Origin of the sequence: Geodermatophilus dictyosporus (assembly GCF_900115505.1) — a bacterium.
Taxonomy (GTDB): domain Bacteria; phylum Actinomycetota; class Actinomycetes; order Mycobacteriales; family Geodermatophilaceae; genus Geodermatophilus; species Geodermatophilus dictyosporus.
In genome coordinates, this window is record NZ_FOWQ01000005.1 from 247060 (window position 1) to 261445 (window position 14386).

The following is a 14386-nucleotide window of genomic DNA, read 5'->3' on the forward strand; positions in this document are numbered from 1 at the left end:
GCCGCGGCGCTCAGTACAGGTCGCGCATCCGGCGGGCTCCGGGCTCGACGCGCGCGGTGGGCGGGCCGACCCGGGCGGTGCCCCCGGCCACGACCAGCGAGCGGCCGCCGTGCCAGGGGTTCGCCGGGCCGACGATGACCGGCGTCAGGTCCAGGCCGAGCACCTCGGGCAGGTCGTCGGCCAGCCGGGCCACCCGCAGCAGCAGGTCCTCGAGCGCGGCCACGTCGACCGGCTCGGCCCCCCGCCAGCCGTCGAGCAGCGGCCAGGCGCGCGGGGCGCGCACCAGCTCGGCGGCGTCGAGGTCGGTGAGCGGCAGGGTGCGGTAGGCCCGGTCGCCGAGCAGGTCGGTGGCCACCCCGCCGACGCCGAAGCTGACCAGCGCGCCGAACGACGGGTCGTCGACCACCTCCACCACGGTGGCCACCCCCGGGGCGGCCATCTCCTGCACGATCACCGGGTCACCGGCGGGGATGGCGGCGTACGCGGCCCGGACGGCGGCGGCGTCGGCCAGGTCCAGCCGCACCCCGCCGAGGTCGGTACGGTGCCGCAGCCAGGGCGCCGTCGACTTGAGCACGACCGGGTACCCGACGGCGTCCGCGGCCGCGACCGCCTGCTCGGCGTCGGTGACCACCCGGGTGCCCAGCAGCGGGATGCCGTAGGCGCCCAGCAGGGCCAGCGCCTCGTCGTCGGTGAGCGGCCGGCCCGCGGGGCTGTCGGCCAGTGCGCCCTGGACGATCGCCCGGGCGCGCTCCTCGTCGACGTCGGGCAGCTCGGGCACCGTGCCCACCGGCCGCTGCCGCCAGCGCGCGTACTCGGTGACCCGGGCCAGCGCGATGACCGCCCGCTCCGGCGTCGCGTAGGAGGGCACCGAGCCGCGGGCGGGCATGCCGGCCGCGTCGGGCAGGGTCAGCTCCGGCAGGAAGCCCTCGGCGGAGAGGAACGTCGCCACGACCGGCTTGGCCGAGCCGACCGAGACCTCGCGCAGCGCCCGGCCGTACTCCTCGGGCGGCGTGCGCACCAGCGGCGGCAGGAACACCGCCACCACGGCGTCGACCCCGTCGTCGTCCACGGCCGACTGCAGCGCCGCGCGGAACTCCTCCGGGCTGCCGCCGGTGCCGATGTCGACCGGCGCCTCGTGCGCCAGGGCGAGCCCCTGGTCGAGGACGGCGTCGGCGACCAGCACGCCCAGCGCCGTCGAGTTGCCGACGACGGCCACCCGGTCGCCGTCCGGCAGCGGCTGGTGGGCCGCGAGCATGCCGACCTCGAACAGCTGCGCGACGGTGTCGACCCGGATGACGCCGGCCGAGGTGAAGAGGGCCGCCACCGACTGCTCGGGCACGGCCACCGAGGTGCCGGCCAGGCCCGGCGCGAGGCCGCCGTGCCGGCCGCTCTTGACCGCCACCACCGGCTTGGTGCGGGCCACCGAGCGAGCCAGCCGGGCGAACTTGCGCGGGTTGCCGAAGCTCTCCAGGTGCAGCAGCACGACCTCGGTGCCGGGGTCGGTGGCCCAGTACTGCAGCAGGTCGTTGCCGCTGACGTCGGCGCGGTTGCCGGCCGAGACGAAGCTCGACAGGCCGATGTTGCGGCTGCGCGCCCGCTCCAGCAGCGCCACGCCCAGCGCACCGGACTGCGCGAAGAAGCCGACCCGGCCCCGGCCCGGCACCTGCGGCGCGAGGCTGGCATCGAGCCGCACGGCCGGGTCGGTGTTGACGATGCCCAGGCAGTTGGGTCCGACCACGCGCATGCCCGAGGCGCGGGCGGCGGCGACCAGCCGGCGCTCGGCGTCCCGGCCGGCCGGGCCGCTCTCGCCGAAGCCGCCCGAGATGACCACCAGGCCGCGCACCCGCTTGCGCCGGCAGCTCTCGACGACCCCGGCCACCTCGTCGGCCGGCACGGCGACGACGGCGAGGTCGACGTCGTCGGGGATGGCCTCGATGGAGGCGAAGGCCGGCACGCCGCGCACGTGCCGCACGTTCGGGTTGACCGGGTAGACCGGGCCGTCGAAGCCGTACTCGAGCAGGTTGCGCAGGACGGCGTTGCCGACCTTGCCCTCGTCGTTGCTGGCGCCGACCACCGCCACCGACGACGGGGTGAGCAGCCGCGCGATGGAGCGGGACTCGCTGCGCTGCTCGCGCTCGTGGCTGACCGCGAGCGAGTCGTCGGTGAGCGCGATCGGGAAGGTCAGGTGGACCACGCCGTCCTCGTAGGAGCGGCTGGCGTGGTACCCGGCGTCGAGGAAGACCCGCACCATCCGCGCGTTCTGCGCCAGGACCTCGGCGACGAAGCGGGTGATGCCGCGCTCGCGGGCCGCGGCGGCGAGGTGCTCGAGCAGCACCGAGCCCAGCCCGCGGCCCTGGTGGGCGTCCTCGACGAGGAAGGCGATCTCGGCGTCGGTGGTCCCGGGCAGGCGGTCGTAGCGGCCGACGGCGATCAGCTGGTCGCCCAGCAGCACGACGAAGGCCACGCGGTCGGAGTGGTCGACGTGGGTGAACCGGTGCAGGTCGCGGTCCGACAGCCGCTTCATCGGCCCGAAGAACCGCAGGTAGCGGGTCTGGTCGGAGCTGCGCTCCATGAGACCGGTCAGCCCGTCGGCGTCCTCGGGGCAGATCGGGCGCAGGTGCACCGTGCCGCCGTCGGCGGCGATGATGTCGGCCTCCCAGTGCGCGGGCGGCCGCGGCGCCTCCTGCTCCCCCGGCGGGGTGGCGAGGTCCGCCGACGGCCCCCCTGCAGGGTCCCGCCGCGAGCTTGCGAGTGGTGGGGGGCAGGGGGGTCCTTGTTCAGTCACGGGGGTCGTCCGGGTCGAGGCCGAAGTAGGGGAAGGACGCCCGGCGGGTGCGGGCGATCGCGCGGTCGACCCGCGACTCGGTGAACGGGTCCCACGCCGAGAAGCCGGTGTAGCCGCCCTCGGTCATGTGCGTGGGCGGCCGGACGCGCAGCCCCCGGGCGACGACGTCGTCGCGCCAGGACTGCGGGATCTCGGTCACCGGGTCCAGCCGCTCCCCCGACGCCTCGGCGATCAGGTGCGTCCAGGCCCTCGGCACGCAGCGCACCAGCCCGTAGCCGCCGCCGCCCAGGGCGAGCCACCGGCCCTCGCACAGCTCGTGGGCGAGCTCGTGCACCGCCGCGTAGCCGGCGCGCTGGCCGTCGATGGTCAGGGCGAGGTCGGCCAGCGGGTCCTCGTGGTGGGCGTCGCAGCCGCACTGGGTGACCAGGATCTGCGGGCGGAAGGCCCGCAGCACGCTGGGGACGACGGCGTGGAAGGCGCGCAGCCAGCCGGAGTCGTCGGTGCCGTTGGGCAGCGCCAGGTTGACCGCGCTGCCCAGCGCCTTGTCCGGGTCGCCGGTCTCCTCGGGGAAGCCGGTGCCCGGGAACAGCGTCAGCGGCGTCTGGTGGACGCTCACGGTGAGCACCCGCGGGTCGTCGTAGAAGGCGGTCTGCACCCCGTCGCCGTGGTGGACGTCGAGGTCGACGTAGGCGATCCGCTCCCAGCCCTGGCGCAGCAGCCAGGCGATGGCGATCGAGGCGTCGTTGAAGACGCAGAACCCCGACGCCCGGTCCTTCATCGCGTGGTGCAGGCCGCCGGAGATGTTGACCGCGTGCTGCGCCCGGCCGCGGTGCAGCAGGTCGGCGGCCAGCACGCTGCCGCCGGTGATCAGCGCGGCGGCGTCGTACATGCCCTCGAAGACGGGGTTGTCCGGGGTGTGCAGCCCGTGCCCGACCCCGGGGTCGGTGGGCGCCCGCCGGACGGCCTCGAGGTACTCGGGGTCGTGGCAGAGGGTGAGCAGGTCCGGCCCGGCCGGGGTCGGTGCGACGACCTCCAGCCGGTCGCTCGCCAGCACGCCGAGGCCCTCGGCCAGCCGCATCGTCAGGTCCAGCCGCACGGGGTGCAGCGGGTGGTCGCCGCCCATCGTGTAGCCGAGCAGCGCGTCGTCCCACACGACGGCCACCGCGTCGCTCACGGGCTCCTCCTGTCGCCGCGCCCGCCGGCCGGGCCTCCTCGCCCGGCCGGCCGGGGACGCCGGTACGGCCGTTCCCCTGCGGCGGGACGCTACCGCCGCGACCCCGGTGGTGCCCTGCGTCCGGCTCCCGGCGTGACCCGGGCGGCACGACGACGGGCCGTAGGATCGGGCACGACACGGAGGAGTGCCAGTGAACGACCTCATCGACACCACCGAGATGTACCTCCGCACGATCTTCGAGCTGGAGGAAGAGGGCATCGTGCCGCTGCGGGCGCGGATCGCCGAGCGGCTGCACCAGAGCGGCCCGACGGTCAGCCAGACCGTCGCCCGCATGGAGCGCGACGGGCTGCTGACCGTGGAGGGCGACCGGCACCTGCAGCTGTCCGACCAGGGCCGCCACCTGGCCACCGCGGTCATGCGCAAGCACCGGCTGGCCGAGTGCCTGCTCGTCGACGTCATCGGCCTGGACTACGCCGACGTCCACGAGGAGGCCTGCCGCTGGGAGCACGTGATGAGCGAGGCGGTCGAGCGCAAGCTGCTGACCCTCCTGGGCAACCCGACGGTCTCGCCGTTCGGCAACCCGATCCCGGGCCTGGACGCCCTGGGCGGGGAGACCTCCGCGGTGCTCGACCCGCTCACCCTGCTGTCCACCTCGGCCACCGCCGAGGGCCGCCGGGTGGTGATCCGGCGGATCAGCGAGCAGCTGCAGGAGGACGCCGACCTGCTCCGGGCGCTGGCCGACCGCGGACTGCGCCCGGGCGCGACGGTGGTGGCGACGTCGAGCAACGGGACCATCAGCCTCGACGGCCAGGCGCTGCCGCACGGCGTCGCGCAACACGTCTTCGTCGCCGTCCTGGACGAGGAGCTCACCCCGGCCGAGGTCGCCGCCCAGCTCTGAGCGAGGCCCCCTCGCCCCCCGTCGCTCGCGAGCTCGCGGCGGGACCCGGGTGAGGGGCCACCTCCCGGCGCCCGGGATCCGCTCCGGCGGTCCCGGGCGCCGCGGTGTCTACGGTGGTCCGCACCGATCGTGCGCCACCCACTCGCGAGGAGACCCGGTGAGCCAGCCCGACGCCCCGACCGGCCCACCGGCCACCCCCGCCGACGACCCGGGACACCCCTTCGCCCGGCTGGCCGACTTCGTCGCCGTGCCGCGCGTCGCCGGGCTGGCGCTCTCCCCCGACGGTCGCCGGCTGGCCATCGCGGTGCAGACCCTCGACGCCGAGCGCAAGAAGTGGCTGCCGGCGCTGTGGGAGGTCGACCCGGAGGGGCAGCACCCGGCGCGGCGGCTGACCCGCAGCGCGCCCGGCGAGTCCGCGCCGGTGTTCGCCGCCGACGGCAGCCTGCTGTTCCTCTCCGCCCGGCCCGACCCGGCGGCCACCGGCGGCGCCGAGCCGGAGTCGGCCCTGTGGGCCCTGCCGGCCGGCGGTGGGGAGTCCCGCCCGGTGGTCACCCGGCCCGGCGGCGTGGGCGGCTTCGCGGTGGCCGCCGACACCGGCGAGGTCGTCGTCGTGGCCGCGGCGATGCCGGGTGCCGCCGACGCCGCCGAGGACGAGCGGCGCCGCACCGCCCGCAAGGACGCCGGGGTGTCGGCGATCCTGCACGAGGCCTACCCGGTGCGGTACTGGGACAGCGACCTCGGCCCGGCCGTCCCGCACGTCTTCTGGGCCGGCGCGCTGCCCGCGGAGGGGACCGCCGGGCAGCCGCCCGAGCCGGTGGAGCTGCGCGACCTCACGCCCGACGCCGGCCCCCCCACCGGCGCCGGGGAGTCGGTCACCGTCTCCCCCGACGGCCGGCTGGTGCTGCGGGTGGACTCCGTCCCCGACGGCCCGGCCGGGCGCCGCGACCGGCTGGTGCTGGTCGAGACCGGCTCCGGGGACAGCCGGGTGCTGGCCGACGACCCGCTGGCCGACGTCCACTCCGCCCGCTTCTCCCCCGACGGCGCCGCGGTGGTCTGCGTCCGGGAGACGCTGACCACCTACGCCGAGCCGCCGGACTACACGCTGCTGGTCGTCGACGTCGCCACCGGGCAGGCCCGCGACCTCACGCCCGGCTTCGACCGCTGGCCGAGCGCGCCGCAGTTCAGCGCGGAGGGCGACGCCGTCTACTTCCTGGCCGACGACGACGGCCGGCACGCCCTCTTCCGGGTGGAGCTCTCCGGGTCCGACCCGGTGCGGCTGACCACCGACGGCGCCTACAGCGACCTGCAGGTGGCCCGCGACGGCAGTGCGCTCTACGCGCTGCGCTCGGCGTACGACGAGCCGCCCGCCCCGGTGCGGCTGGACCCGCGGGCCACCGGTCAGCACCCCGCCGCGCTGCCCAACCCGGGCACCCTCCCCCGCCTGCCGGGCACGCTGACCGAGGTGCAGGCCACCGCCGCCGACGGTGCCCGCGTGCAGTCGTGGCTGGTGCTGCCCGAGGGTGCGAGCGCGGCGGACCCGGCGCCGCTGGTGCTGTGGATCCACGGCGGTCCGCTGATGAGCTGGAACTCGTGGTCGTGGCGCTGGTGCCCGTGGGTGCTGGCCGCCCGCGGCTACGCCGTCCTGCTGCCCAACCCGGCGCTGTCGCAGGGCTTCGGGCAGGACTTCGTGCGCCGCGGCTGGGGCGAGTGGGGCGGCGCCCCCTACACCGACCTCATGGCCGCCGTCGACGCCGCGCTCGAGCGGCCCGACCTCGACGCGGAGCGGACCGCGGCGATGGGCGGCTCCTTCGGCGGGTACATGGCCAACTGGGTGGCCACCCAGACCGGCCGGTTCCGGGCGATCGTCACGCACGCCAGCCTCTGGGACCTCGACTCGTTCGTGGGCACCACCGACGCGGCCTACTACTGGGAGAAGGAGTGGGGCGACCCGCTCGTCGAGCCGAAGCGCTACGAGCAGAACTCCCCGCACCGGTTCGCCGACGCCATCCGGACGCCGGTGCTGGTCATCCACGGCGACAAGGACTACCGCGTGCCCATCGGCGAGGGCCTGCGGCTCTGGTACGACCTGCAGAAGCGCGGCGTCCCCTCGAAGTTCCTCTACTTCCCCGACGAGAACCACTGGGTGCTCACCCCCGGCAACGCCGCGGTCTGGTACGAGACGGTGCTCGCCTTCCTGGCCGAGCACGTCCTCGGGCAGGACTGGCAGCGGCCCGACCTGGTCTGACGGAGGACCCTCCTGCCCCTGCAGGAGGGCCGTTCCAGCGCCTCACCGGGTGGACCCCAGGGAGTCGCTGATCAGCGCGCGCAGCTGCGCGGGGGGCAGGCAGGCGGCCAGCCCGTCGGCGAGCAGCCGGGGCAGCACGGCGCCGGGGTCGGCGGCCAGCGCGCGGTCGAGGGCGACGTTGGCCGTGGCGCCGTCGCCGCGCAGCCACGCGCTGATCGCCAGCAGGGTGGCCGGCACGCCGTCGAGCGGGACGGGGGCGCGGCGGGTGCACTCGGTCCACAGCACCTCGGCGGCCGCGGCGTCCTCGCCCAGTGCGGTGGCCAGCGCGCGGTCGCGCACCTCGGTCAGGGTGAGCGCCCACAGCACCCGCGCCACCTGGGTGTCCGGCAGCCGGGTCCCGGCCGTGTCCGGGCCCGGCCGGCAGGCGGCCACGGCGCCGGCGACCGCGGCGTCGCACTCACCGGCGAGCACCGACCGCCCGGCCGTCCGCAGCCGGGCGGCGTGCTCGCGCCCGGCCCACAGGCACACGTCGGCCATCGCCGCGGCCCCGGCACCCCCCGCGGGCGGGGCGATGCGGGCGGCCAGCGCGTCGCGGTCGGCGGCGAGCACCGCGCCGCCGGCCACCGCCGCGGCGGCCAGCGGGCTGGCGCCCCCGGGCAGCGGGGTGCCGGCCCCGGGCTCGCAGCACGGGTACGGGCAGTCGTAGTCCCACCAGCGGCCGGCGCGCACGAGCAGCGCCTCGCGGACGGGCACGTCGACCGCGTCGAGGGCGAGCACCAGCTCGTGCACGAGGTCGCGGTGCGGCAGGTCGGCGTCCGGGCCGGGGCCGACGGGGCCGTGCAGCAGCGGCGTCCAGGGGCGGTCGGGCGCCTCGGACACGACCGCCAGCAGCACCGCGGCCGGGTCGTCGGTGACGAGCCTGGCGGCGAGCGTGCGGGCCAGGGCGGCGGCGTCGGCGGGGCGGGGGAGGTCGGCGCGCACGGTCAGGCCGACCCGGCTGCCGCCGGGTCCGCGCAGGCCCACCAGGACCACCGACTCGGTGGGCCGGAAGCCGAGCAGGTGGGGCAGGGCGGCGGCGACCTCGCCGGTGTCGCCGAGCCGGATGAGGGGCAGCGGGGGTTCGTCCACGCGGCCGACCCTGGAGCCGTCCGAGGCCCGCCGGAGCCGGCCGGCCGGGTCTGTGGACCGACCGCCGGGTGTGGACGGCCGACCCCCGGGACGTCGGTACCGGGAGGGGCCCTCCGTCAGTCGAGGTTCTCCGCCTGCGTCTCGTGGGCCTGCTGCAGCAGGGAGGTGAAGGCGGTGGGGTCCACGGCGCCGCCCTGGGTGTCGGTGCTCAGCAGGACCAGGGCGCGCTCGCCGTCCCGCACCACGCCGACCAGCGCCGGGACGACGAGCACCGCCTCCCCCGCCCCCGCGGTGGTGGTGGTGAAGGCGATGCCGCCGGAGCCGTCGCCCAGGTCGGGGACCTCGAGCGGGCCGTAGTCGATGTCCACGGTGCCGACCTCGGGCGAGGTGACCCGCACCGACTCGCAGCCCGCCGGCGGTGCGCCGAGGCCGGCGAGCGCCTCCTCCGCCGGACCGCCGGAGACCAGCGCCTGCACGGTGGTCGTCGTCCCGACCACGGCGACCTGCGCGGCGACGTCCTCGTACTCGTCGAAGGACGGCTGGCTCTGCTGCACGAGGGTGGCGCACTCGGGCGGGTCCACCTGCAGGCCGGCGGCCGAGCCGCCGGCCAGCGCCGCGCCCTGGGCGAGCTGCTCCTCGGTCACCGGCGTCACCCGGGCGTCGGGGCCGAAGGCCTCGGCCGGCAGCAGCCCGGGCGCGAGCTCCGAACCGCCGGCCCCCGAGGAGGGCAACGCGGTGGAGGACGCGGAGGAGGACGCGGACGGGGAGGCCGACGACTGCCCCGACGCCGCCTGGCCGCCCTCGTCGCCGGTGCAGCCGGTGAGCAGCGCGGCGGCCACCAGCCCCGGAGCCGCGAGCCGGCCCGCGCGGTGGGTGCGGCGGGGACTCACGGCTCGTACTGGACGGCGCTGCGGGCGGCCAGGATCGGGCGGACGTGCTCGGCGATGACGGCCTGGTGCGTCGGGTCGGTGGCGTAGGCGCGGAAGGTCTCCGCGTCGGGGAAGTCGGCGACCAGGATGGTGTGCGCGTTGCCCTCGACCAGCCCGGCGTCGGAGGCCACGGTGAAGGCCAGCGAGCCGGGCACCTGCTCGGGCAGGCGGCGCAGCGCGGCCACCGTCTCGGCCCGGCGGGCCTCGTCGGCGGTGTCGGACCAGGTGAAGTGGACGACGTGTCGGATCACGCCCCCACCCTGGCAGGCACCGCCGGAGGCGGGCGAGCGGGCGGACGGTCCGGGGTCGTTAGAGTCCGGCGCATGGGACGACGGCTGCGCATCGCCCTGCTGTCGTACCGGAGCAAGCCGCACAGCGGGGGCCAGGGCGTCTACGTCCGGGCGCTGTCGCGGGAGCTGGCCGCGCTCGGCCACGACGTCGAGGTGCTCAGCGGCCAGCCCTACCCCGAGCTCGACGACGGCGTCCCGCTCACCCGGCTGCCCAGCCTCGACCTCTACCGCGAGCCCGACCCGTTCCGCACGCCGCGGCCCTCGGAGTTCCGCGACCGGATCGACGTGCTGGAGTGGGCGGCGATGTGCACGGCCGGCTTCCCCGAGCCGCTGACCTTCAGCCTCCGCGCGGCCCGGGCCCTGCTCCCCCGCGCGCACGAGTTCGACGTCGTGCACGACAACCAGAGCCTCGGCTACGGGCTGCTGCGCCTGGTCCGCGCCGGCGTCCCGACCGTGGCCACCGTGCACCACCCGGTCGCCATCGACCGGCAGCTGGAGCTGGCCGCCGCGCCCACCCTGCGCCGTCGCCTGACGCTGACCCGCTGGTACGGGTTCACCGCGATGCAGGCCCGCGTCGCGCCCCGGCTGGACGCGGTGACCACCGTCTCGGAGAGCTCACGGCGCGACATCGAGACGCACCTGGGCGTGCCCGCCGCCGGCGTCGAGGTCGTCCCGGTCGGCATCGACCCGGAGGTCTTCACCCCGCCGCCGGCCGGCCGGTCCCGCGAGGGCGACTCGGTCGTGGTCACCACCAGCGCCGACGTCGCGCTCAAGGGGCTGGTGCACCTGCTCGAGGCGGTGGCCAAGCTGCGCACCGAGCGGCCGGTGCGGCTGACCGTCGTCGGCACCGCCCGCCCGGGCGGCCCGGCGGAGGCGGCGCTGGACCGCCTGGGCCTGCGCGACGCCGTCCGGTTCACCGGGCCGCTGCCCGAGGCCGACCTGGTGCGGCTGCTGCAGTCGGCGACCGTGGCCGCCATCCCGTCGCTGTACGAGGGGTTCTCGCTGCCCGCCGTCGAGGCGATGGCCTGCGGGACGCCGCTGGTGACCACCGACGCCGGGGCGCTGCCCGAGGTGGTGGGCACGCAGGCGGGGCTCCGGGTGCGCGCCGGGGACGTCGACGAGCTGACCGCGGCGCTGCGGCTGGTGCTGGAGAACCCCTCGCTGCAGGAGCAGCTGGGCCGCGCCGGGCGCCGGCGCGTGCTGGCCTCCTACACGTGGCGCTCGACCGCCGAGCGGACCGCGGACTGGTACCGCCGCGTGCTCGGCGAGAAGGGGCGCCCGTGCTGACCGTCGACTACGACCTGCTCGACGTGCGACCCGGGACGACGGTCCTGGACCTGGGCTGCGGCGAGGGCCGGCACGCGTTCGAGGCCTACCGCCGCGGGGCGCACGTCGTCGCCGTCGACTGGGGCGAGTCCGAGGTGGCGACGACGAGGCAGTGGCTGGGCGCCATCGCGGCGGGCGGGGAGGCACCGGCGGGGGCCCGGTACGAGGTGGTGCGCGGCGACCTGCGGCACCTGCCCGTCCCCGACTCCAGCGTCGACCGGGTGATCGCCTCGGAGGTGCTCGAGCACATCCCCGACGACGCCCGCGCCATGGCCGAGATCGCCCGGGTGCTCAGGCCCGGCGGCACCGTCGCGGTGACCGTGCCGCGCTTCGGCCCCGAGCGGGTCTGCTGGGCGCTGTCGGACGCCTACCACGCCAACGAGGGCGGCCACGTCCGCATCTACCGCGGGGACGCGCTGCGCGCCCGGCTGTCGGCGGCCGGCCTGGTCCCGGGCAGGCAGCACCACGCGCACGCCCTGCACGCGCCCTACTGGTGGCTCAAGTGCGCCCTCGGCGTCGACCGCGACGCGGCCGTCGTGCGGGCCTACCACCGGCTGCTGGTCTGGGACCTCACCCGGCGGCCGTGGGTCACCCGGGTGGCCGAGCGGGTGCTCGACCCGCTGATCGGCAAGAGCCTCGTCGTCTACGCGAGCAGGCCCGCCCTCCCGCCGGCCGAGGTCGTCCACCCGGAGCGGGAGCGGACCGCTGCCGCGCGCTGAGCTGCCCGAGCTCCCCGGGGTCCTCGACGGCGGGGCGGTCGGGCGCACCGTGGCCGCGATCGCCGCCGAGCAGCACCCCGACGGCGCGCTGCCGTGGTCCCGCGGCGCGCAGCTGGACCCGTGGGACTCCGTCGAGGCGGCCATGGCCCTCGACGTCGGCGGCGAGCACGAGCGGGCGGCGGCGGCCTACCGGTGGCTGGCCGCGCGGCAGCGGCCCGACGGCTCCTGGGCCGCCGAGTACCGCGACGGCGCCGCGACCTCCCCCGCCGTCGAGAGCAACCACGCCGGCTACCTCGCCGTCGGCGTCTGGCACTCGTGGCTGGCCAGCCGCGACGAGCGGCTGGTGCGCGAGCTCTGGCCGGCCGTGCGCCGCGGCCTGGACCTGGTGGTGCGCATGCAGCTGTCCTCGGGCGCGGTGAGCTGGGCGCTGCGCCCGGACGGCACCCCCGACGACACCGCGCTGCTGACCGGCAACGCCAGCCTCTTCCAGGCGCTGCGCTGCGGCGTGGCGCTGGCGGGGCTGGCCGGCGAGCCGCAGCCGGACTGGGAGCTGGCCGTCACCGACCTCGGGACGACGCTGCGCACCGACCCCGGCGCCTTCGCCGACCGGTCGCGCTACTCGATGGACTGGTACTACCCGGTGCTGGCCGGCGCGGTCACCGGCGAGGCGGCCCGCGCCCGGCTGGCCGGCGACTGGGACCGCTTCGTCGTCCCCGGCCTGGGGACGCGCTGCGTCGCCGACCGCCCGTGGGTGACCGGCGCGGAGACCTGCGAGCTGGCGCTGGCCCTGGTCGTCGCCGGGCAGCCCGACGCCGCCCGCGAGCAGGTGGCCGCCATGCAGCACCTGCGCCACGACGACGGCTCGTACTGGACCGGGCTGGTCTACGCCGACGACGCCCGGTGGCCGGTGGAGCGCCCCACCTGGACGGCGGCCGCGGTGGTGCTGGCCGTCGACGCGCTGGCGCGGGCCACCCCCGCGTCGGGGCTGTTCGCCGACCCGTCCGCCCTGCCGGCCCCCGGCACCGTGGACGTCCCCGGTTCGGCCGCGCCCCTGCCGGGCAGGGTCGAGTCGTGACCGGCACGTCCGCACCCCCGGCGACCGACGGCGTGACCGTCGTCGTGATGAGCCGCGACCGCCGGGAGGACCTGCTGGCCACCCTCCCCCGCCACGAGGCACCGGTCGTCCTGGTCGACAACGGGTCGACCGACGGCACGGTCGAGGCCGTCCGCACCGCGCTGCCCGAGGTGACCGTCGTGCCGCTGGCGGGCAACGCCGGCGCCCGCGCCCGCACGATCGGCGCCGGCGTCGCGGGCACCGAGCTCGTGGCCTTCGCCGACGACGACTCGTGGTGGGCACCGGGCGACCTGGCCCGCGCCGCGGAGGTCGTGCGCGCCCACCCCCGGCTGGCGGTCCTCAACGCGCGCGTGCTGGTCGGCCCGGAGGAGCGGCTGGACCCGCTGTGCGCGGAGCTGGCGGTGAGCCCGCTGGGGACCCCGGCCCACCTGCCCGGTCCGCGGCTGCTCGGCTTCATCGGCTGTGCGGCGATGGTGCGCACCGAGGCGTTCCTGGCCGTCGGCGGGTTCGACCCGGTGGTGCGCTTCCCCGGCGAGGAGGAGCGGCTCTCCCTCGACCTGGCCGCCGCCGGCTGGGACATCGCCTACGTCGACTCGGTCACCGTGCACCACCACCCCTCGACCCGCCGCCACGACCCCGCCGCCCGGCGCACGGCGGTGTGGCGGTCGAAGGTGCTCACCGCGGTCATGCGGCTGCCGCTGCGCGATGTCGCCGGCACGGTGGCGGCCGCCCTGCGCGCCGGGGGGCCCGAGCGGCGCGGGCTGTGGCGGGCGCTGCCGGACCTGCCGGCCGCGGTGCGCCGCCGCCGCCGGCTGCCGGCCCCGGTGCTGGCCGACCGCCGTCTGCTGGCCGGATGACGGACGCCCGCACCGCCGTCGTCGTCATCACCCACCAGCGCCGCGAGGAGTTGCTGCTGGCGCTGTCCCGGCTGGTGGCGCTGCCGGAACGGCCGCACGTGGTGGTGGTCGACAACGGCTCCACCGACGGGACGGCGGAGGCCGTCCGCGAGCGGTTCCCCGGGGTCGAGCTGGTCGCCAGCCCGGAGAACCTGGGAGCGGTCGGCCGCAACGTCGGCGTCGCCCGGGTGTCGACGCCCTACGTGGCCTTCTGCGACGACGACACCTGGTGGGACCCCGGCTCGCTGCGGCACGCCGCCGACGTGCTCGACGCCCACCCCCGGCTGGCCGTGGTGACCGCGCGGATCGTCGTCGAGCCCGGAGCGCGGGAGGACCCGATCGTGCCGGAGCTGCGCGACTCCCCCGTCCGCGGCGCCCCCTGGCTGCCCGGGCCGGCGCTCGGGTCGTTCCTCGCGGGCGCCTCGGTGCTGCGGCGGGCGGCGTTCACCGAGGTCGGCGGCTTCTGCGACCGGCTGTGGCTCGGTGGCGAGGAGGAGCTCATGGCCGGTGACCTCGCGGCCGCGGGCTGGGAGCTGTGCTACCTGCCGTCGCTGACGGTGCACCACCAGGCGTCGAGGGTCCGCGACGCGCACCGCCGGCGCCGCGACGGCATCCGCAACACCCTCTGGACGACGTGGCTGCGCCGCCCGCTGCGCCCCGCGCTGCGCCGCACGGTGCACCTGCTGCGGACACTGCCCCGCGACCGGGTCACCGCGCAGGGGCTGTGGGCGGCGGTGCGCGGGGCGCCGTGGGTGCTGCGCGAGCGGCGGGTGCTGCCGGCGCACGCCGAGGCGCGGTTCGCAGCGCTCGACGCCGTCCAGCGCCGCTCGACCGCCCGCAGGTACGTCAGTTGAAGGACCCCCTCGCCCCCCACCGCTCGCGAGCTCGCGGCGGGCCCCTGCGAGGGGGCCGACGACCGCG

At 77.2% G+C, this 14386-nt stretch carries 12 protein-coding genes; 7 read left to right on the forward strand and 5 right to left on the reverse strand.

Annotation, left to right across the window (positions count from 1 at the left end; translation table 11 throughout):
- Window positions 1–10: 10 nt before the first annotated feature.
- Together BMZ33_RS14115 and BMZ33_RS14120 are read right to left on the reverse strand one after the other, a co-directional pair.
- On the reverse strand, window positions 11–2623 hold the full coding sequence (locus tag BMZ33_RS14115; protein ID WP_169064320.1) for a bifunctional acetate--CoA ligase family protein/GNAT family N-acetyltransferase: 2613 nt from the start codon (window positions 2621–2623) through the stop codon (window positions 11–13).
- A gap of 154 nt (window positions 2624–2777) precedes the next feature.
- A complete protein-coding gene (locus tag BMZ33_RS14120) occupies window positions 2778–3959 on the reverse strand; it encodes an acetoin utilization protein AcuC (RefSeq protein WP_091111564.1) in 1182 nt (393 codons plus the stop codon).
- 190 nt (window positions 3960–4149) lie between these two features.
- Between BMZ33_RS14120 and BMZ33_RS14125 the strand changes: the two genes are divergently transcribed.
- Window positions 4150–4857 carry an iron-dependent transcriptional repressor DtxR gene (locus tag BMZ33_RS14125; protein ID WP_091111567.1) on the forward strand — a complete coding sequence of 236 codons (708 nt, stop codon included), beginning with the start codon at window positions 4150–4152 and terminating at the stop codon, window positions 4855–4857.
- A 157-nt stretch (window positions 4858–5014) separates the two neighbouring features.
- A complete protein-coding gene (locus BMZ33_RS14130; RefSeq protein WP_091111570.1) occupies window positions 5015–7102 on the forward strand; it encodes a S9 family peptidase in 2088 nt (695 codons plus the stop codon).
- A gap of 42 nt (window positions 7103–7144) precedes the next feature.
- On the opposite strand, the gene BMZ33_RS14135 is transcribed toward BMZ33_RS14130, so the two are convergent.
- The 3 genes from BMZ33_RS14135 to BMZ33_RS14145 form a co-directional block, all read right to left on the reverse strand.
- Window positions 7145–8230, reverse strand: a complete 1086-nt coding sequence (locus tag BMZ33_RS14135; RefSeq protein ID WP_091111573.1) for a DUF4192 domain-containing protein — start codon at window positions 8228–8230, stop codon at window positions 7145–7147.
- 116 nt (window positions 8231–8346) lie between these two features.
- Window positions 8347–9120 (reverse strand): hypothetical protein, encoded by a 774-nt coding sequence (locus BMZ33_RS14140; RefSeq protein ID WP_091111576.1) that lies wholly within the window; start codon window positions 9118–9120, stop codon window positions 8347–8349.
- A complete protein-coding gene (locus BMZ33_RS14145) occupies window positions 9117–9410 on the reverse strand; it encodes a Dabb family protein (protein WP_091111578.1) in 294 nt (97 codons plus the stop codon). Before BMZ33_RS14145 ends, BMZ33_RS14140 begins: the two co-directional genes overlap by 4 nt.
- A 72-nt stretch (window positions 9411–9482) precedes the next feature.
- Here BMZ33_RS14145 and BMZ33_RS14150 point away from each other — a divergent pair, with 72 nt between their 5' ends.
- Genes BMZ33_RS14150 through BMZ33_RS14170 form a run of 5 tightly spaced genes read left to right on the forward strand, consistent with a single transcriptional unit; the run spans window position 9483 to window position 14319 of the window.
- Complete coding sequence (locus tag BMZ33_RS14150; RefSeq protein WP_169064321.1) at window positions 9483–10736, forward strand: glycosyltransferase family 4 protein; 1254 nt, start codon at window positions 9483–9485, stop codon at window positions 10734–10736.
- Window positions 10730–11494: a class I SAM-dependent methyltransferase gene (locus BMZ33_RS14155; protein ID WP_091111581.1), complete on the forward strand. Its 765-nt coding sequence runs from the start codon at window positions 10730–10732 to the stop codon at window positions 11492–11494. Before BMZ33_RS14150 ends, BMZ33_RS14155 begins: the two co-directional genes overlap by 7 nt.
- Window positions 11495–11543: 49 nt before the next feature.
- Entirely contained in the window at window positions 11544–12569 is a 1026-nt protein-coding gene (locus BMZ33_RS14160; RefSeq protein WP_169064322.1) for a prenyltransferase, read from the forward strand.
- Complete coding sequence (locus BMZ33_RS14165) at window positions 12566–13426, forward strand: glycosyltransferase family 2 protein (RefSeq protein WP_169064323.1); 861 nt, start codon at window positions 12566–12568, stop codon at window positions 13424–13426. Before BMZ33_RS14160 ends, BMZ33_RS14165 begins: the two co-directional genes overlap by 4 nt.
- A complete protein-coding gene (locus tag BMZ33_RS14170) occupies window positions 13423–14319 on the forward strand; it encodes a glycosyltransferase family 2 protein (RefSeq protein ID WP_091111587.1) in 897 nt (298 codons plus the stop codon). The genes BMZ33_RS14165 and BMZ33_RS14170 overlap by 4 nt, the downstream gene beginning before the upstream one ends.
- Window positions 14320–14386 lie beyond the last annotated feature (67 nt).